An 18296-nucleotide genomic window follows, 5' to 3' on the forward strand; every position below is an offset into this window, starting at 1 on the left:
ACCGTGTTCCGACAGCCTGCCGCTGGGAGGATGAGCAGGAGAACGGGATACTCGGTACCATGTCGGAGCTACTCGCGCGCCACCGGGCGGTCATGCCCAACTGGCTGGCCCTCAACTACAACGAGCCCATCGAGATCGTCAGCGGCAAGGGCAACCGCGTCATCGACGCCGACGGCAAGAGTTACCTCGACTTCTTCGCCGGGATCCTGACGAACATGATCGGGTACGACGTGCCCGAGGTGCGCGACGCCGTCGAGCGCCAGCTCTCGACCGGCGTGGTCCACACCAGCACCGTCTACCTGCTGCGCGGCCAGGTCGAGCTGGCCGAGAAGATCGCGCGGCTCTCCGGCATCCCCGACGCCAAGGTGTTCTTCACCAACTCCGGGACGGAGGCCAACGAGACCGCCCTCCTCCTCGCGACGTACGCCCGAAAGACCGACCAGGTCCTCGCCATGCGCCAGAGCTACCACGGGCGCAGCTTCGGCGCGGTCAGCGTCACCTCCAACCGGGCCTGGAAGAACAACTCGCTGTCCCCGCTCAACGTGCACTTCCTGCACGGCGCCGACCGGCACCTCACCCAGTTCAAGGGCCTGTCCGACGCCGACTACATCAAGGCGTGCGTGGACGACCTGCGCCACGTGCTGGCCACCTCGGTCTCCAACGACGTGGCGGCGCTGATCGCCGAGCCGATCCAGGGCGTGGGCGGGTTCACGATGGCCCCCGACGGCCTGTTCGCCGCGTACAAGGAGGTCTTGGACGAGCAGGGCATCTACCTCATCTCAGACGAGGTGCAGACGGGCTGGGGCCGTACGGGCAGCGCGTTCTTCGGCATCCAGAACCACGGCGTCACCCCCGACATGATCACCTTCGCCAAGGGCCTGGGCAACGGCTTCGCGGTCGGCGGCATCGTGGCCCGCGGCGACCTGATGGACGGCCCGCACGCCGTGGGCCTGTCCACGTTCGGCGGCAACCCCATCTCCATGGCCGCCGCGAACGCCACCCTCGACTACGTGCTCGACCACGACCTCCAGGCCAACGCGGCGCGGACCGGCGACATCATCATCGGCGGCCTCAGGAAGGCGGCCGAGCGCCTGCCCATCGTCAAGGACGTACGCGGCAAGGGCCTGATGTTCGCCGTAGAGCTGGAGAGCCCGGCCCAGGCCGTCCGCTTCATGGAGGAGACCAAGAAGGCGGGCCTGCTCGCGGGCAAGGGCGGCCTGTACGGCACCGCCATCCGCATGGCCCCGCCCCTCACCCTCACGGTCGAGGAGGCCACCGAGGGACTCGGCATCATCGTCAACGCACTCGAAGTCATCAACGCAGAGGCAGCAGCTCAGTGAAGTCGGTCAAGCATTGGATCAACGGCGCCCTGACGGACGGGGGTGGCCGGACCGCGGAGATCTTCAACCCGGCCACCGGCGAGGTCAGCGGGCACGTCGCGCTGGCGTCGGCGGCCGACGTGGACGCGGCGGTGGCGGCCGCGGCGGCGGCGTTCCCGGCCTGGCGCGACGCCTCGCTGGTCAAGCGGGCGCAGGTGCTGTTCCGTTTCCGTGAGCTGATGGACGCCCATCGGGACGAGCTGGCCGCGCTGATCTCGGCCGAGCACGGCAAGGTGCACGCCGACGCGCTGGGGGAGGTGGCGCGCGGGCTGGAGGTGGTGGAGTTCGCGTGCGGGATCCCGCATCTGCTCAAGGGCGGGTTCTCCGAAGGGGTCTCCTCACGGGTGGACTCGTACTCGATGCGGCAGCCGCTCGGGGTGGTGGCGGGGATCACGCCGTTCAACTTCCCGGCGATGGTGCCGATGTGGATGTTCCCGGTGGCGATCGCGTGCGGGAACGCGTTCGTGCTGAAGCCTTCGGAGCGGGACCCGTCGGCGTCCCTGCTGATGGCCCGGCTGTGGCAGGAGGCGGGGTTGCCGGACGGCGTGTTCAGCGTCGTGCAGGGCGACAAGGTGGCCGTGGACCGGCTGCTGGAGCATCCGGACGTGGCCGCGGTCTCGTTCGTGGGGTCGACGCCGATCGCGCGGTACGTGTACGAGACCGGCGCCGCGCACGGCAAGCGGGTGCAGGCGCTGGGCGGGGCGAAGAACCACATGCTGGTGCTGCCGGACGCGGATCTGGACCTGGTGGCCGACGCCGCGGTGTCGGCCGGGTTCGGGTCGGCGGGTGAGCGGTGCATGGCGATCTCGGTGGTGCTGGCGGTGGACCCGGTCGGGGACGAGCTGGTACGCAAGATCGTCGAGCGGGTGGAACGGCTCGTGGTCGGTCCCGGCGACGATCCCCGCTCGGAGATGGGACCGCTGGTCACCCAGGCCCACCGCGACAAGGTCGCCTCCTACCTCGACCTCGGTGTCGAGGAGGGCGCCAAGCTGGTGGTGGACGGCCGGGAGACGGCGGTGCTCGGCGGCCGGGGCTCGGGGTTCTGGCTGGGGCCGACGGTGCTGGACCACGTGCCGGTGGGATCGCGGACGCACACCGAGGAGATCTTCGGCCCGGTGTTGTCGGTGGTGCGGGTGTCCTCCTACGAGGAGGGCCTGCGGGTGATCAACGAGGGCGTGTACGGCAACGGCACGGCCATCTTCACCAACGACGGGGGCGCCGCGCGGCGTTTCCAGCACGAGGTGGAGGTCGGGATGGTCGGGATCAACGTGCCGATCCCGGTGCCGATGGCGTTCTACAGCTTCGGCGGGTGGAAGTCGTCGTTGTTCGGCGACACGCATGTGCACGGCAGTGAGGGCGTGCACTTCTACACGCGGGGGAAGGTGGTGACCTCGCGCTGGCTGGATCCCTCGCACGGCGGCGTGAACCTCGGCTTCCCCACGAACGGGTAACTCGTCCTCACGGCCGGGAGGGACCGGCGTCCCTCCCGGTCCCGTCCCCGGTAAGCTCCAGCACACCGGACAAGGGGGGACATCGTGAAACGCCGTCGCACATCCGCCATGGCGCTGGCCGTGGCGGCGCTGGTCACCGGCACGGGCGCGACGTCCCCGACCCCCAAGGCGACGCCGTCCCCCACGCCCACGGCCACCCAGAGCGACGGCACGCTGCAGATCCTCACCTACCGCGGCTACGCCGAGTACGGCGGCGTCAGCCCCAAGGCCAACTGGGTCGGCTCCTTCGAGAAGGAGACCGGCTGCCGCATCGCCCGGCTCGACACCGTGCGCACCGCCGAGGAGATGGCCGCCAAGGTCGGCGAGCGCCCCTACGACGTGATCTCGGCCGGCCCGGTGCTGGCCGGCGACCTGATCGCGCGTAAGCAGGTGCAGCCGGTCGACCCGGCCAAGGTGGCCGGCTACGACGACCTCGACGAGCGCTTCCGCGAGATGGGTGAGGTGTCCGGCAAGGTCTACGGAGTGCCGTATTTGTGGGGTTACCACGAGTTCGTCTACGACGCGGCCAAGGTCAAGGGCGCGAGCCTGGATCGGGCGTTCGCCTCCGACCGGGTCGCGTTGCGCGACAGCCCGATGACGATCGCCGACGCCGCGCTGACCGACAACACGGTCAAGGACCCGTACGAGCTGAGCCGGGCGCAGTTCGACCGGGCCGTGGCGCTGCTCGGGCAGCACAAGGACCGCACCTACTGGAAGAAGCCGATCGACCTGGTCAAGGGCTTCGCCACCGGGTCGCTGGATTACGCGCAGGCCACACCGTACTATCGCCTGCTGCTGGAGAAGGCCGGGAAACCGGTCAAGGCGGTTGCCGCCAAGAAGACCACCGGCTGGCTCGACTCCTGGATGCTCGGCGCCAACCTGCCCGACACCACCTGCGCCTACCGCTGGCTGACCTGGATGACCTCGGCCGACGCCCAGCGTGACGCCGCCTCCTGGGTGGGCCTCGCCCCGGCCAACGACAAGGCGTGCAAGGGCCGGGGCAAGTCGATCTGCGACGTCTACGGGGTCGGCGACGCCAAGCGGCTGGCCCGCGTCGCCTTCGCCGTCCGCCCGCCGGGGGATTGCCGCGGCGAGGACGGGGAATGCACTGATTACGCCGTCTGGGCCAAACAGTGGGACGCGCTTGCCGGATAGGTGAGATCGCAGCCCCCCGCTTGACCCCATCGCGGGCGCGCTCTTCCCCCGGGTGCGCCTGCCGAGACGCCCCGGGCCTTCCCCCCGTCCCGGGGCGTCTCGCTGTTCTCCGGAGCTTCTTCCTGCATGTTCTCGGCCCAAAAATTCGACTGAATGACCAGTCAGTGAGTATGGTCTCTTCATGAGAATCATGCTCGTCGGCGCCGGAGGCGTCGGCTCCGCCGTTGTCCCCATCGCCGCCCGCCGACATTTCTTTGAACACATCGTGGTGGCCGACTCCCAACAGAGCCGGGCGGCCCGCGCGGTCGCCGCCGTGGACGACCCGCGGTTCACCGCCATCCAGCTCGACGCCTCCGACCGGGACCAGGTCGCCGCGGCGCTCCGGGAGCACCGCTGTGACGTGTTGTTCAACGCGGTCGACCCGCGCTTCACCATGCCGCTGTTCGAGGCCGCGCTGGAGGCCGGGGCCCACTACCTGGACATGGCGATGTCGTTGTCCAAGCCGCATCCGCGCGAGCCGTACCGCAAGCCCGGGGTGAAGCTCGGCGACCGGCAGTTCGAGCGCGACGGCGAGTGGCGCGGCGCGGGCCGGCTCGCGCTGGTCGGGATGGGCGTCGAGCCGGGGCTCGCCGACGTGTTCGCCCGCTACGCCGCCGACCACCTGTTCGAGGAGATCGACGAGATCGGCATCCGGGACGGCGCCAACCTCGTGGTGGACGGCTACGACTTCGCGCCCACGTTCTCCATCTGGACCACGATCGAGGAGTGCCTGAACCCGCCCGTCGTCTGGGAGGACGGCCAGTGGCGCACCACCGAGCCGTTCAGCGAGCCGGAGGTGTTCGACTTCCCCGACGGCATCGGGCCCGTGGAGTGCGTGAACGTCGAGCACGAGGAGGTGCTGCTGGTCCCGAGGTGGATCCCGGCCCGGCGGGTGACGTTCAAGTACGGGCTCGGCGAGGAGTTCATCGGCGTGCTCAAGACGCTGCGCAAGCTGGGCCTCGACAGCGCCGACAAGATCAGGGTGGGCGGCGCGGAGGTGGCGCCGCGCGACATGGTGGCCGCGAGCCTGCCCGACCCGGCGACGCTGGGCGCCCGCATGCGCGGCAAGACCTGCGCGGGCACGTGGGTCAAGGGCACCGGCAAGGACGGCTCGCCGCGCGAGGTGTACCTGTACCACGTGGTGGACAACGAGTGGTCGATGCGGGAGTACGGCTCCCAGGCCGTCGTGTGGCAGACGGCGATCCACCCGGTCGTCGCGCTGGAGCTGGTCGCGACCGGGGTGTGGAAGGGCGAGGGCGTGCTCGGCCCCGAGGCGTTCGACGCGGTGCCGTTCCTCGACCTGCTGCGCGAGTACGGCTCGCCGTGGGGCCTGCGCGAGGCCGCGGCGGCGGCCTGACGGCCGGGCATCGGCTGACGGCCGGGGGCCGCGGCTAGCGGCTCGGGAAGGCCACCACGGTCGCCATGGGAGCGGGCAGGAGCGCCTCGGCGCATTCGGTGCAGGCGAGCACGGAGGAGTTGTCGGGCAGCTTGCCGACGCGGACCCGGGGCCGCGGCCACCGCTTGTGACAGACCACGCAGGCGTCGCCGTCGCGCTGGGCCAGGCTCAGGCCCTCAGGGTCGAACGTCAACATACTCCGTGCCGTTCTGGTGGGACCCCAGTTCATCACGCTCCCAGCTGCCATCGCCCCTCCGCATGTCCGGATCCGTTATAACCCTGACCGAGGCCGTGATCGTCTAGCTGAGCGTCAAGCCAGGGTGAATTCTCTACCCGAGTGACATCTGTTACACACACAAAATCGGGCATCCAGCCGCAAGCTGGATGCCCGATTTTTCGGTCTTTGCTACAGAGCGGAGATGGCCTTCTCCAAGATCCCCAGGCCCTCCTCAAGCAGGTGCTCGGGCATGACGAGCGGGGGCAGGAAACGCAGCACGTTGCCGTACGTGCCGGCGGTCAGGACCACCAGGCCCTCGGCGTGGCATCGCTTGACGATCTCCTGGACGGCGGCCGGGTCGGGGTTCTTCGTCCCGGGCTCGACCAGCTCGATCGCGATCATCGCGCCGCGCCCGCGCACGTCGCCGATCACCGGGAACCGCTCCTGGAGCGCCCGGAGGCGGGGGAGCATGATCTCGCCGATGCGGCGGGCCTTGGCGACCAGGTCCTCCGACTCGATCGTCTCCAGGACGCCGAGCGCGGCCTCGCAGGCCAGCGGGTTGCCGCCGTACGTGCCGCCCAGGCCGCCGACGTGCACCATGTCCATCAGGTCGGCGCGGCCGGTCACGGCGGCCAGCGGCAGGCCGCCCGCGATGCCCTTGGCGGTGCAGATGATGTCGGGCACGACGCCCTCGTCCTCGCAGGCGAACAGGTCACCGGTGCGCGCGAACCCGGTCTGGACCTCGTCGGCCACGAACACGATGCCGTTCGCCCGGCAGAACTCGGCGATCCTCGGCAGGAAACCCCGCGCCGGGACGATGAAGCCGCCCTCGCCGGCGATCGGCTCGATCACCACGGCGGCCACGTTCTCGGCGCCGACCTGCTTGTTGATCTGGTCGATGGCCTGCGCGGCGGCCTCCTCCGCGCAGTTCTCCGCGCCCGTCGGCCAGCGGAACGGGTAGGCCAGCGGCACCCGGTACACCTCGGGCGCGTACGGGCCGAAGCCCTGCTTGTACGGCATGTTCTTGGCGGTCATGGTCATCGAGAGCAGCGTGCGGCCGTGGTAGCCGTGGTCGAACACCACGACGGCCTGCCTGCTGGTGGCGCTGCGGGCGACCTTAACCGCGTTCTCGACGGCCTCGGCGCCCGAGTTCACCAGGAACGTACGCTTCTCGTGGTCGCCGGGGGTCAGCTCGTTGAGCTTCTCGCAGACCTGCACGTACGACTCGTACGGGGTGACCATGAAACAGGTGTGCGTGAAGTCGGCCACCTGCTTCTGGACGCGCTCGACGACCTTCGGCGCGGAGTTGCCCACGTTGGTCACGGCGATGCCGGAGCCGAAGTCGATCAGAGAGTTCCCGTCGGCGTCCTGCACGATGCCGCCGCCGGCGCGGGTGACGAAAACCGGCAGCGTGGTGCCGATGCCGGACGGGACGGCGGCCTGCTTGCGGGCCAGCAGCTCCTGCGACTTGGGGCCTGGGATCGCGGTCACGAGGCGCCGCTCCTGGGGAATGCTCATGTGCTCGACGCTACGTCGGCCTCCCACCTGCGCCGATACGTCGATATGGCACACTGGGGGTGCTCGCCTTTGCCGGAATGGACAAACTCGTATGGCACCTTCGCTGCGCACCGTGGTGCGACGGATGGGTTTGCGTCCGCTGGCCGGCGCGGCGGCCCCCGACGCGCTCGACGTGGCGGTGCGCTGGGTGGCGGTCAGCGAGCTGGAGGACCCGACCCCGTTCCTGGAGGGGGCGGAGCTGCTGCTGACGACGGGCATCCGCCTCGAAGGCGACCTGACTGGATATGTCGCCCGGCTGGTGGGCCGTGGGGTGGCCGGGCTCGGCTTCGGCGTCGGGCTCTCCCACGAGCACGTGCCCGACGCCCTGGTCCGGGCTGCCGACGCGGCCGGGCTGCCGCTGTTCGAGGTGCCGCGCGAGACGCCGTTCATCGCGATCGGCAAGGTGGTCAGCGAGTTGCTGGCGGCCGAGCAGTACGACGAGATCACCCGGGCCTTCGCCGCGCAGGGACGGCTCACGCGGGCGGCGCTGCGGCCGGAGGGCATGCACGCGGTCATCGACCGGGTGGCCAAGGAGATCGACGGCTGGGCCGCCCTGCTCGACGAGACGGGCGAGGTCCGCCATGCCACCCGGGGCGCGGACGTGCCGGTGGTGGCGGCCGAACTGCGCCGCCTGCGCTCCGGCGGCCGCGGTGGTCCCGGTGGTCCTGAGGGTCCCGGTGGTCCCGGGCGGCCTCAGCCCGAGGCGGCCGGCGACGGTGAGCGTCCGCAGGCCGGTGCCCAGCCCGGGGAACGGGCTCGCGGGGGTGCGCAGGCGGGGGAGCGGGCTCGCGGGGCTGTGCAGGCGGGGGAGCGGGCCCGTGGGGGTGCGCAGGCGGGGGAGCGCATGCCGGCCAGCCTCTCGTTGTCCGGGCCCGGTGAGCACATCGTGATCCAGCCGCTCGGCGGCGGTCCCCGGCCGCGCGGCTTCTTCGCGGTCGGCGCCCGCAGGCCCTTCTCGCCGGTGACCCACACGGTGATCAACGCCGCCGGCTCGCTGCTCACGCTCGCCATGGAGCAGGGCAGGGCCCAGCGGGAGGCCGGGCGGCTGCTGCGTTCGGCCGTCCTTGAGCTGCTGCTCGGCGGGGCCGTGGAGCAGGCGCGCACGGTGGTCGGGCCGCTCGGCGCCCGGCTGCCCGGCGAGCCGCTGGTGGTCCTGGCGGCGGGCGCGGGAGCGCTGGAGACCCTGGAACCCCACGGCTTCACGGCGCTGCTCGACAACGGCGACCAGGGTGCTGGCCAAGGCGAGGGTGGGCCGGTGGTTGTCTGTCTGGTGGCAGAGGCGCAGGCGGAGAAGGTGGCGCGGGAGGTGGAGGGGGCGGTCGGTCTCAGCTCACCCTGCCGGTACGACGGCCTGCGCTCCGGGCTCGACCAGGCCCGCCGCGCGCTGGCCCGCAGCGACGGCGGCCCGGTGCGCTTCGCCGACCTGGCCGGACAGGGCCTGCTCGAACTGCTGGACGCCGACGCCCTGCGCGCGTTCTCCGGCGCGCTGCTGGCCCCCCTGACCGCCTACGGCTCCCGCGCCGACCTCATCGAGTCGTTGCGCGCCTACCTCGACAGCAACGGCCACTGGGACGCCGCCGCCCAGCGCCTCGGCATCCACCGGCACACCCTGCGCTACCGCATGCGCCGCGTCGCCGAACTCCTCGGCCGCGACCTCGACGACCCGGGCGTGCGCGCCGAACTCTGGCTCGCCCTGGAGGCGGCCCGCCGCTGACCCGGGCGCCGGCCCGGGTACGGTCAGCGGCCGGGAGCGGACGGCAGGCTGTCCTTGTCCACCAGGTAGCAGCAGATCGTGGCCAGCGTGACCGCCTCGTACGTGCGATCGTCCCGCAGGTGGCCGGCCCGTTCGAGGCTGATCGCGCCCTGCGCGGCGGCCCACAGCGCGTCGGCGATCTTGCGCGGCTGGGTCGGCACGAGGTAACCGGCCGAGATGCAGTCGGCGATCACCCGGTCGAGGATGTTCAGCGCGGCGCGGGCGAGGGTCCTGGCCCGTTCGCTGGGCTCGAAGCCGGGGATGGCCCGTTCGAACATCAGGCTGTAGTAACCCGGCTCGGTCAGGCACGCCTGGCGGTAGGCGGGGCCGAGCGCGGTCAGGTACTCCAGGGGGTTGCGCCGCTGCGGGACCGCCTCCAGAAACCGGCGGAAACGCTCGAAACCCTCCAGGTACAACGCCTCGGCCAGGCCCTCCCGGTTGCCGAACATCGTGTAGATGACCGTCGTGGTGCAGCCGGCCTCGGCCGCGATCCGGCGCATGGTCAGGCTGTCGGGCCCCTCGCTCCGGAGCAGGTTGACGGCCACGTCGAGCAGGCGGGAGCGGAGTTCGTCGTGAGTGGCGCGTTCGCCGAGCAGGTAGGCGCCCTGAAGACCCAGCGGCGTCGAGGTCATGCGACCTCCCCAGCGACCAAGGAGCTCTCCCCAGCGACCAAGGAGCTCAGCGTCCTTGTGACCTCACGCTGTTCGGTCACGGGGCCCACGCCTTTCTGAGTCGGGGGCCCACCGCGCTGGAGACCCGCACCCGATGACTTAGCCATGGCGGAGATCGCTCAAACCACTCCGCATGGTAAACATCCCGAATTGGGTCTACTTCCGTTACATCATGGGTATACACCAGAGCTTGTACTTAACGGTGAGCGCTCATGGGAGTCTTGTGCACCGTGGTGTAAATCCCCGGTCTCCCGCTTGGCATAACGTCGTGGGTATGGACGTGCGTACCTTCTGGCTTGCCGGCCGGCCCGCCACCGGCGAAACCGATCTCACCGTGACCAATCCCCATGACGGTCGTGCGGTCGGCCGGTACTCCGTACCGACCGATGCCCAGGTCGAGGAGGCCGTCGCGGCCGCGCACGCGGTCTCGCGCGAGGCCGCCGCGCTGCCCGTGCACGTACGTGCCGAGGCCCTGGCCCACGTCTCGCGCCGGCTGGCCGAGCGGGCCGACGAGATCGCCCACCTGATCACCGCCGAGAACGGCAAGCCGATCTTCTGGGCCCGCGGCGAGGTCAACCGGGCCGTCTCCACGTTCCGCTTCGCCGCCGAGGAGGCCCGCCGCTGGTCGGGCCAGGCGCAGCGGCTCGACACCGAGCCGGCCGCCGCGGGCCGCCTCGCCTACGTCTCCCGCGTGCCCAAGGGGCCGGTGCTGGCGATCACCCCGTTCAACTTCCCGCTGAACCTGGTCGCCCACAAGGTCGCGCCCGCCATCGCCGTCGGCGCCCCGATCATCGTCAAGCCCGCCCCCGCCACGCCGCTGTCCTCGCTGGTCCTCGGCGAGATCCTGGCCGAGACCGACCTGCCCGCGGGCATGTTCTCGGTGCTGCCCGTCCAGAACGAGCGCGCCGCCGCCCTCGTGGACGACCCCCGCCTGCCCGTGGTCTCCTTCACCGGCTCCGCGCCCGTCGGCTACTCCATCGCCGACCAGGTGCCGCGCAAGCACGTGACCTTGGAGCTGGGCGGCAACGCGGCGGCCGTCGTGCTCGCCGACGCCGACCTCGACTGGGCCGCGCAGCGCGTCGCCCTGTTCTCCAACTACCAGGCCGGTCAGAGCTGCATCGCCGTCCAGCGGGTGATCGTCGAGCAGCCGGTCTACGACGCGTTCGTCGAGCGGCTGCTGCCGGCCGTGGCCGGGCTCGTGACGGGTGACCCCGCCGACGAGAAGACGCAGGTGGGGCCGCTGGTGTCGGAGGCCGCCGCCGAGCGCGTCGAGCAGTGGGTCAAGGAGGCGGTCGCCGGCGGCGCCCGCGTCCTGGCCGGGGGCACCCGCGAGGGCGCCACGGTCGCGCCGACGGTGCTGGCCGACGTCCCGCACGACGCCAAGGTGGCCTGCGAAGAGGTCTTCGGCCCGGTCATGATCCTCCAGCCGGCCGCCTCGATCGACGAGGCGTACGCGATGGTGAACGACTCCAAGTACGGCCTTCAGGCCGGCGTGTTCACCCGTTCCCTCGACGCCGCGTTCCGGGCCAACCGGGAGCTGGAGGTCGGCGGCGTGATCATCGGTGACGTGCCGTCGTACCGGGCCGACCAGATGCCGTACGGCGGGGTGAAGGACTCCGGCATCGGCCGCGAGGGTGTGCACTCGGCCATGGAGGACCTGACCTACGAGAAGGTCATGGTGCTGACCGGCCTGTCGCTCTGAAACCCGGGAACCCCCGGGCCAGGAGGGCACGGGGGTTCCGTGAAACGCCGTGGCGGGCCGCCGGGCGCCGGTCTCAGGCGCGTTCGGCGGTCGCGTAGACCGCCTTGGCGGCCTCGCCGAAGTACGGGCCGTACATGGTGTGCTGGTCGTCGCTGTACTTGAAGCTGCTCAGCGACGTGATCGTGCCGCGTCCGGTCATCGGGTCGAAGTCGGACATCCAGGGGCCGCCGCTCGACCCGGCCGTCATGGCGCAGCCGAGCCCCTGGTCGTGCGTCTGCTTGTACGGATCGTCGCGCAGCCGCCCCGCGCAGTAGACCAGCCGGTCGCCGTCGTAGGGCGGGTCGGCCGGGTAGCCGAAGCCGTAGGTCTGGCCGCCGCGCCGGGCGTTGAAGGCGATGTCCTGGGTGCCCACCACGTCGGCGACGTGCCGGCCGCCCGAGGTGGTCAGGGCGACCATGCCCACGTCGTGGTTGTCGTCGGCGGAACGCGACCAGGGCGCGGCGACGAACATGCGGCGGGCCGCGTACTGGCCGTAGGGCTGCTCGCCGCCCCTGCCGTAGCCGGGGACGAACGTCCAGTTCTCGGCCCATTCGCCCTGGCCGTCCTTGACGCAGTGGCCGGCGGTGACGACGAGGTCCTTGCTGGCGCTGCTGACCGTGCTGGCCGAGCAGACGAAGTCGGCGCCCGCCAGCGTCAGGAACACCCGGCCGGTGGTCCTGGTCACGGCCCCGCCGGTGCTCCAGCGCGAGCCGATCGTGCTGGCCTGCGGCCTGGACGACGCCTGATGCCGGCGGCCCAGGTTGATCTCGGTGTGGCCACCGGACACGTCCGGCCTCGCCTGTACGCCGCCGTGCCGGGTCATGCCGCTGAGCAGGTCGCCGGTGACGGGGTCGAGCAGGCCGCGGCCGTCGGTCACGGTGTCGAGCAGGCCGATGGGAAGGGCCGCCGCCATGCGCTGCGGGGTCCAGTAGCCGAGCACGCGCCGCTGCTCGGCGTCGCCGCGGGCGGCCTCGTGCTCGACCACCAAGGCCTCCCGGGCCGCGGAGTGCTGCACGGCGGCGGGACGATCAACCTGCTGCTGGCCTGGGACCGCGCCGAGGATCGTCGGTCCCATCAACCCCGCGATCAGCGGAGCGGCCGCGAGCAGGGGGTTGCTCAGAGTCATGGCCCCCGAGTGTGCACCACGAGATGTGTTCTTGTGGCTACTTTCCGTAAATTGATCAGACTGCGTTGGTGTTTTGCGCGGCTTGGTAGACGGCCTGGGCTTCGTTTCCGAAATATGGGCCGAACATCCAGTTGAGGGCGAAGTTGTATGTGAAACTGTTGACGGAATTCTGCGTGCCGAGACCGGTCGACTCGTTGAGGTTCGGCATCCAGGCGCCGCCGCTCGCGCCGCCCATCTTGACGCAGTGGCCGGCGGTCAGCACCACGCTCTTGTTCGCGCTGGTCACCGCCGAGCCCGAGCACGAGGCGCCGCGCCCCTGATAGGTGAAGAAGACACGGCCGGTGGTCCGTACGACGGCGCCGCCGCCGTTCCAGGGGGCGCCGGAGCTCGCGGCCGCCCGGGACTGCCGTCCGCCGCTCCGGCCGCCCGTGGGCGGGGCCTGCCATGGGGTGCCAGCGACGGGTTCGCCGGGTTCGGCCGCTGCGCCGCGGGGTCGGGGAGCGGGGCGAGGCCCCCGGCGGCCAGGGCGAGGAGGGGGAGCAGGGCAAATCTGCGGTGCATTACGTAACCTCCCGAAACCGGATCCGGGGTTGGAAGGTAGCCGCACGATTATCGGGATTTCTCAAGAAATGCGCATTCCGATATAGCGATATTCAGGCATAAATGGCTTGCATTATCTCGCGTCACATAAGAAGCGAGATCGGGCTCTTGGGCCCCTCACGTGCCCGGCAGCCCCCGGCAGCGGGGACAATGGACGGGTGCATGCAAAGACCCTCCGCTCCGTCGTCGTGCTCGGCTCCACCGGCTCGGTCGGCACTCAGGCCCTCGACGTCATCGCCGCCAACCCTGGCGGGTTCAAGGTCGCCGGGCTCGCGGCCGGGGGCGGCCGGGTCGACGTGCTGGCCGCGCAGGCGGCCGCGTTCGACGTGGAGGTCGTCGCGGTGGCCGACGCCGCCGCCGTCCCGGCGCTGAAGGAGGCGCTGGCCGCGCGCGGGGCGTCCCCCGTCGTGCTGGGCGGCCACGAGGGCGTCGCCGAGGTCGCGGCCTGGCAGTGCGACACCGTGCTCAACGCCATCACCGGCGCCCTGGGCCTGACCTCGACGCTGGTCGCGCTGGAGGCGGGCCGCGCACTCGCGCTGGCCAACAAGGAGTCCCTGATCATCGGCGGGCCGCTGGTCAAGCGGCTGGCCAGGCCGGGCCAGATCCTCCCGGTCGACTCCGAGCACTCGGCGCTGCAACAGTGCCTGTGGGCCGCCGGCCCCGGCGGTTACGACCCGTCCGGCGTCCGGCAGCTCGTGATCACCGCCAGCGGCGGCCCGTTCAGGGGCATGAAGCGCGAGGAGATGGCCGACGTCACGCCCGAGATGGCGCTGGCCCACCCCACCTGGTCCATGGGCCCCGTCATCACCATCAACTCCGCCACCCTGGTCAACAAGGGGCTTGAGGTCATCGAGGCCCACCTGCTGTTCGACCTCGGCTTCGACCGTATCGAGGTGGTGGTCCACCCGCAGTCCGTGATCCACTCCATGGTCGAGTACGTCGACGGCTCCACCATCGCCCAGGCCAGCCCGCCCGACATGCGCCTGCCGATCGCGCTCGCGCTGGCCCACCCGGCCCGCGTGCCGGGCGCGGCCAGGCCCGTCGACTGGACCAAGGCCCACACCTGGACCTTCGAGCCGCTCGACGACACCGCCTTCCCGGCCGTCGCGCTGGCCAGGCACGTCGGCGCCGAGGGCGGCACCGCGCCCGCCGTCTACAACGCCGCCAACGAGACCTGCGTCGAGGCGTTCAGCAGGGGCGGCCTGCGCTTCCCCGCGATCGTCGACACCGTCGCCAAGGTCGTCGAGGAGCACCGCGTCACCCCGGCCTCCAGCGTGGAGGAGGTGCTGGCCGCCGACGCCTGGGCCCGGGCACGTGCGGCCGAACTCACAGCCGGGCAGTCCTTCTAGCTACCTAGACTGGGTAGCGTCGTCACACCTAAGGGTAGAAATGTCTTCTGTAGCACTTGGCATCCCGACGGTCCGCCCCAAGCCGCTCGCCGAACGCCGGCACTCCCGCCAGATCATGGTCGGCAGCGTTCCCGTGGGCGGCGACGCGCCCGTCTCCGTCCAGTCGATGACGACGACGGTCACCGCCGACATCAACGCGACGTTGCAGCAGATCGCCGAGCTGACCGCGTCCGGCTGCCAGATCGTGCGCGTGGCCGTCCCGTCGCAGGACGACGCGGACGCGCTGCCGATCATCGCGAAGAAGTCGCAGATCCCGGTCATCGCCGACATCCACTTCCAGCCGAAGTACGTGTTCGCGGCCATCGAGGCAGGCTGCGCGGCGGTCCGCGTCAACCCCGGCAACATCAAGAAGTTCGACGACAAGGTGGGCGAGATCGCCAGGGCGGCCGCCGACCATGGCGTGCCGATCAGGATCGGCGTCAACGCCGGCTCGCTCGACCCCCGCCTGCTCCAGAAGTACGGCAAGGCCACGCCCGAGGCGCTGGTGGAGTCCGCGCTGTGGGAGTGCTCACTGTTCGAGGAGCACGGGTTCAGGGACATCAAGATCTCGGTCAAGCACAACGACCCGGTCGTGATGATCAACGCCTACCGGCTGCTCGCCGCCAAGTGCGACTACCCGCTCCACCTCGGCGTCACCGAGGCCGGCCCCGCCTTCCAGGGCACGGTCAAGTCGGCCGTGGCGTTCGGCGCGCTGCTGGCCGAGGGCATCGGCGACACCATCCGCGTCTCGCTGTCCGCGCCTCCGGTCGAGGAGGTCAAGGTCGGCGCCCAGATCCTGGAGTCACTGGGGTTGCGCGAGCGGGGGCTGGAGATCGTCTCCTGCCCGTCGTGCGGCCGGGCCCAGGTAGACGTCTACACGCTGGCCGAGCAGGTCCAGGCGGGCCTGGAGGGGCTCAAGGTCCCGCTGCGGGTGGCCGTCATGGGCTGCGTGGTCAACGGCCCCGGTGAGGCCCGGGAGGCCGACCTCGGCGTCGCGTCCGGCAACGGCAAGGGCCAGATCTTCGTCAAGGGCGAGGTCATCAAGACCGTGCCCGAGTCGCAGATCGTCGAGACGCTGATCGAGGAGGCGCTGCGGCTGGCCGACGAGATGGGCGTCGAGGTCGACCTCGACGACGACGACGTCTCCGGCCCGCAGGTGACCGTGGGCTGAGTGCCCCGACGGCCCGGTCACCCGTAGCAATGGGCCCATTACAAAGTGGCAAGTGTTTCCCCATACCCAGAGTCATGACCCGGTTGCTCGCGGGAGCATCGCAGGGCCATGACATGGGGGAGGGGCTGGGTGAAGCGGGTATTCAGTGTTGCCGTCGGCATCGCGGTGCTGGTCGCCGGGGTGGTCAGCGCGGACGGTGTGGCGTCGGCCGGCAGGGGCGTGGCTCTGGGGGCGCAGGAGGTGGACTGGGGGCCCTGCCAGGCGAAGGAGGGCAAGACGCTCCCGGCGAACCTGGAGTGCGCCACCGTACGCGTGCCGCTCGACTACCACGACCCCTGGGGGCAGTCGATCAAGCTGGCGATCAACCGCATCAAGGCCAAGGTGTCCAGGGACGGCAACCATCTCGGCACGCTGCTGATCAATCCGGGCGGGCCGGGGGCCTCGGGCCGGGACCTGACCGAGTTCGTCTCGAACGGGTTGCCGAACCGGCTGGGTGAACGCTACGACGTCGTCGGGTTCGACCCGCGCGGGGTCGGCGGCAGCGAGCCGTCCCTCCACTGCGTGGACCCCGGCACCTACTACCGCGCGCCGCGGCCGGACGCGGTGCCGCACTCGGCGGCCGACGAGACCAGGCTCCTGGCCAGGGCGAACGAGTACGCCGCAAGCTGCGGTGACTTCTGGGCCTGGATGTTGCCCCACCTGACGACCGAGAACTCGGCCAGGGACATGGACACCATCAGGGCGGCGCTGGGCGAGGAGAAGATCAGCTACCTGGGCTACTCGTACGGCACCTACCTCGGCGCCGTCTACGCGACCCTGTTCCCGCAGCGGGTCAGACGGCTCGTCATGGACAGCACGGTCGACCCCGGAGGCGTCTGGTACCGGTCGAACCTGGGCCAGGACGTCGCCTTCGAACGCCGCCACCGCGCCTTCCTGGCCTGGACGGCCCGCCACAACGACGTCTACCGGCTGGGCGGCACGCTGAAGCAGACCTCGTTCGCCTACTACGCCATGCGCGACCGCCTGCGCACCCGCGCGGCCGGCGGCGTGGTCGGGCCGAGCGAGCTCGACGACACCTTCACCCTGGCCGGGTACACCGACCGGGTGTGGCCGGAGTTCGCGCGGGCCTGGTCCGCCTACGTCCGCAAGGGCGACGTGAAGCCGCTGGTCGACTCCTACAACCGGCGCGGCAAGAACGACGCCGACGACGAGAACGGCTACGCCGTCTACCTCGGCGTGCAGTGCCGCGACGCGGCCTGGCCGCGCGACTGGACCAGGTGGCGGACCGACATGACCGCGCTGCACCGCCGGGCGCCGTTCCTGACCTGGCCGAACGCCTGGTTCAACGCGCCCTGCGCGTTCTGGAGGGTGAGGGGCGGGACGCCGGTCGCGGTGCACGCCTCGCCGAAGTTGCCGCCGGTCCTGATGTTGCAGTCGCGCGACGACGCGGCGACGCCGTTGCGGGGGGCGCTGGCCATGCACCGGAGATTCCCGCGGGCGGGCATGGTGATCGACGAGGGCGGCAACCACGGCGTGTCGCTGGCCGGCAACCGGTGCGTGGACGGCTACCTCGCGGCGTACCTGGCCGACGGCACGCTTCCGGCGCGGACCGTGTCCTGCGCGGCCCTTCCGGACCCGAGTCCGGCCGCCCACATGGCGTCAGGAGGCGTGCCGGGTCACGATCGGCTCACCGACGTGCTCACCCGTTGAGCTAATCGGGGGTCGTTCGCGTAGTCTGACCATGTGATGCTGCGTACATCGGCGTCGCGCGTGCTCGACGACAGCGACCGGGACGAAGTTCTCGCCCTGCTTGACTGCGATCCGGTCGCCAACGTCTTCGTCTCCTCCCGGGTGCGGGCCGTCGGACTCAACCCGGCGCGTCTCGGCGGGCAGATGTGGGGGTTCGGGCCGCGCGGCGGGCTCGTGTCGCTCTGTTACGCCGGAGCCAACATGGTGCCGGTCAACGCCGGCCCCGAGGCCGTGCACGCCTTCGCGGACCGTGCGCGCAAGCAGGGGCGCAGGTGCTCGTCCATCGTGGGGCCGGTCGAGGCGGTGTCCCTGCTGTGGGAGCGGCTGGAGCCGCACTGGGGCAGGGCGCGCGCCATCCGGTGGGCGCAGCCGGTCATGGCGACCTCCGCCAAGCCGCCCGTACCGGCCGATCCGCTGGTGCGTCGGGTGCGGCCGGAGGAGTTCGAGATCGTGTTGCCGGCGTGCGTGGCGATGTTCACCGAGGAGGTGGGCGTCTCGCCCAATCTCGGCGACGGAGGCGCGCTCTACCGCACCCGGGTGGCCGAGCTGATCCGCATCGGCCGCTCCTACGCGCGCATCGACGACGGCCGGGTGGTGTTCAAGGCGGAGGTCGGGGCGGTCACGCCACAGGCCTGCCAGATCCAGGGTGTGTGGGTGGCCCCCGAGCTGCGCGGCAAGGGCCACGCGGTGGCGGGCATGGCGGCGGTCGTGGAGGCGGCGATGAGCTGCTTCGCCCCCGTGGTGTCGCTCTACGTCAACGACTTCAACCATTCGGCGCGGGCCGTCTACCGCAAGGTGGGGTTCCGCGAGGTCGACACCTTCATGTCCGTGTTGTTCTAGCGGAGCGCCGTCCCGCCCGCGCGG

General features: G+C 71.0%; 15 protein-coding genes. 10 read left to right on the forward strand and 5 right to left on the reverse strand.

Translation table 11 applies throughout. The features are described 5' to 3' along the window. Positions 1 to 59 precede the first annotated feature (59 nt). The 4 genes from IEZ27_RS47330 (at position 60) to IEZ27_RS47345 (ending at position 5420) form a co-directional block, all read left to right on the forward strand. Entirely contained in the window at positions 60 to 1340 is a 1281-nt protein-coding gene (locus IEZ27_RS47330; RefSeq protein ID WP_125649796.1) for an aspartate aminotransferase family protein, read from the forward strand. Further along, positions 1337 to 2830 (forward strand): CoA-acylating methylmalonate-semialdehyde dehydrogenase, encoded by a 1494-nt coding sequence (locus IEZ27_RS47335; protein ID WP_189653243.1) that lies wholly within the window; start codon positions 1337 to 1339, stop codon positions 2828 to 2830. The genes IEZ27_RS47330 and IEZ27_RS47335 overlap by 4 nt, the downstream gene beginning before the upstream one ends. Positions 2831 to 2914: 84 nt before the next feature. Beyond that, positions 2915 to 4024 (forward strand): extracellular solute-binding protein, encoded by a 1110-nt coding sequence (locus IEZ27_RS47340; protein ID WP_189653244.1) that lies wholly within the window; start codon positions 2915 to 2917, stop codon positions 4022 to 4024. A gap of 181 nt (positions 4025 to 4205) precedes the next feature. Then, a complete protein-coding gene (locus IEZ27_RS47345) occupies positions 4206 to 5420 on the forward strand; it encodes a saccharopine dehydrogenase family protein (RefSeq protein WP_189653245.1) in 1215 nt (404 codons plus the stop codon). 34 nt (positions 5421 to 5454) lie between these two features. Here IEZ27_RS47345 and IEZ27_RS47350 read toward each other — a convergent pair whose 3' ends face one another. Beyond that, entirely contained in the window at positions 5455 to 5655 is a 201-nt protein-coding gene (locus tag IEZ27_RS47350; protein ID WP_189653246.1) for a hypothetical protein, read from the reverse strand. Positions 5656 to 5865: 210 nt separating this feature from the next. Then, positions 5866 to 7194 carry a 4-aminobutyrate--2-oxoglutarate transaminase gene (gene gabT, locus IEZ27_RS47355; protein ID WP_189653247.1) on the reverse strand — a complete coding sequence of 443 codons (1329 nt, stop codon included), beginning with the start codon at positions 7192 to 7194 and terminating at the stop codon, positions 5866 to 5868. A gap of 124 nt (positions 7195 to 7318) precedes the next feature. On the opposite strand from gabT, the gene IEZ27_RS47360 reads away from it, so the two are divergent. Beyond that, entirely contained in the window at positions 7319 to 8947 is a 1629-nt protein-coding gene (locus IEZ27_RS47360; protein ID WP_407672953.1) for a PucR family transcriptional regulator, read from the forward strand. 23 nt (positions 8948 to 8970) lie between these two features. Here IEZ27_RS47360 and IEZ27_RS47365 read toward each other — a convergent pair whose 3' ends face one another. Next, positions 8971 to 9618, reverse strand: coding sequence for a TetR/AcrR family transcriptional regulator (locus tag IEZ27_RS47365; protein ID WP_125647346.1), 648 nt, complete (start codon positions 9616 to 9618; stop codon positions 8971 to 8973). Between the two features lie 313 nt (positions 9619 to 9931). On the opposite strand from IEZ27_RS47365, the gene IEZ27_RS47370 reads away from it, so the two are divergent. Next, on the forward strand, positions 9932 to 11359 hold the full coding sequence (locus IEZ27_RS47370; protein ID WP_189653249.1) for an aldehyde dehydrogenase family protein: 1428 nt from the start codon (positions 9932 to 9934) through the stop codon (positions 11357 to 11359). 73 nt (positions 11360 to 11432) lie between these two features. On the opposite strand, the gene IEZ27_RS47375 is transcribed toward IEZ27_RS47370, so the two are convergent. Both IEZ27_RS47375 and IEZ27_RS47380 read right to left on the reverse strand, forming a co-directional pair. After that, positions 11433 to 12524 carry a trypsin-like serine peptidase gene (locus tag IEZ27_RS47375; RefSeq protein ID WP_189653250.1) on the reverse strand — a complete coding sequence of 364 codons (1092 nt, stop codon included), beginning with the start codon at positions 12522 to 12524 and terminating at the stop codon, positions 11433 to 11435. A 55-nt stretch (positions 12525 to 12579) separates the two neighbouring features. Beyond that, positions 12580 to 12810: a hypothetical protein gene (locus IEZ27_RS47380; RefSeq protein ID WP_229824993.1), complete on the reverse strand. Its 231-nt coding sequence runs from the start codon at positions 12808 to 12810 to the stop codon at positions 12580 to 12582. A gap of 472 nt (positions 12811 to 13282) precedes the next feature. On the opposite strand from IEZ27_RS47380, the gene dxr reads away from it, so the two are divergent. From dxr to IEZ27_RS47400, 4 genes are all read left to right on the forward strand, one after another. Beyond that, complete coding sequence (gene dxr, locus IEZ27_RS47385; RefSeq protein WP_189653251.1) at positions 13283 to 14473, forward strand: 1-deoxy-D-xylulose-5-phosphate reductoisomerase; 1191 nt, start codon at positions 13283 to 13285, stop codon at positions 14471 to 14473. Between the two features lie 40 nt (positions 14474 to 14513). Beyond that, complete coding sequence (gene ispG, locus IEZ27_RS47390; protein ID WP_189653252.1) at positions 14514 to 15683, forward strand: flavodoxin-dependent (E)-4-hydroxy-3-methylbut-2-enyl-diphosphate synthase; 1170 nt, start codon at positions 14514 to 14516, stop codon at positions 15681 to 15683. A gap of 129 nt (positions 15684 to 15812) precedes the next feature. Further along, the gene (locus tag IEZ27_RS47395; RefSeq protein ID WP_229824994.1) at positions 15813 to 17393 is read left to right on the forward strand and encodes an alpha/beta hydrolase; all 1581 of its coding nucleotides are present in this window, start codon (positions 15813 to 15815) and stop codon (positions 17391 to 17393) included. A 36-nt stretch (positions 17394 to 17429) separates the two neighbouring features. Beyond that, a complete protein-coding gene (locus tag IEZ27_RS47400; protein ID WP_125647406.1) occupies positions 17430 to 18272 on the forward strand; it encodes a GNAT family N-acetyltransferase in 843 nt (280 codons plus the stop codon). Positions 18273 to 18296: the final 24 nt, after the last annotated feature.

This window comes from Nonomuraea spiralis (assembly GCF_014648435.1).
GTDB classification, from domain to species: Bacteria; Actinomycetota; Actinomycetes; order Streptosporangiales; family Streptosporangiaceae; genus Nonomuraea; species Nonomuraea spiralis.

What these genes read in the sequence shown, in the direction of transcription:
- IEZ27_RS47365 (WP_125647346.1), bottom strand. Translation starts at nt 9,618, where the DNA reads ATGACCTCGACGCCGCTGGGTCTTCAGGGCGCCTACCTGCTCGGCGAA.
- IEZ27_RS47360 (WP_407672953.1), top strand. Translation starts at nt 7,319, where the DNA reads ATGGGTTTGCGTCCGCTGGCCGGCGCGGCGGCCCCCGACGCGCTCGAC.
- IEZ27_RS47370 (WP_189653249.1), top strand. Translation starts at nt 9,932, where the DNA reads ATGGACGTGCGTACCTTCTGGCTTGCCGGCCGGCCCGCCACCGGCGAA.
- IEZ27_RS47375 (WP_189653250.1), bottom strand. Translation starts at nt 12,524, where the DNA reads ATGACTCTGAGCAACCCCCTGCTCGCGGCCGCTCCGCTGATCGCGGGG.
- gabT (WP_189653247.1), bottom strand. Translation starts at nt 7,194, where the DNA reads ATGAGCATTCCCCAGGAGCGGCGCCTCGTGACCGCGATCCCAGGCCCC.
- IEZ27_RS47400 (WP_125647406.1), top strand. Translation starts at nt 17,430, where the DNA reads ATGCTGCGTACATCGGCGTCGCGCGTGCTCGACGACAGCGACCGGGAC.
- IEZ27_RS47350 (WP_189653246.1), bottom strand. Translation starts at nt 5,655, where the DNA reads ATGTTGACGTTCGACCCTGAGGGCCTGAGCCTGGCCCAGCGCGACGGC.
- IEZ27_RS47345 (WP_189653245.1), top strand. Translation starts at nt 4,206, where the DNA reads ATGAGAATCATGCTCGTCGGCGCCGGAGGCGTCGGCTCCGCCGTTGTC.
- IEZ27_RS47330 (WP_125649796.1), top strand. Translation starts at nt 60, where the DNA reads ATGTCGGAGCTACTCGCGCGCCACCGGGCGGTCATGCCCAACTGGCTG.
- ispG (WP_189653252.1), top strand. Translation starts at nt 14,514, where the DNA reads ATGTCTTCTGTAGCACTTGGCATCCCGACGGTCCGCCCCAAGCCGCTC.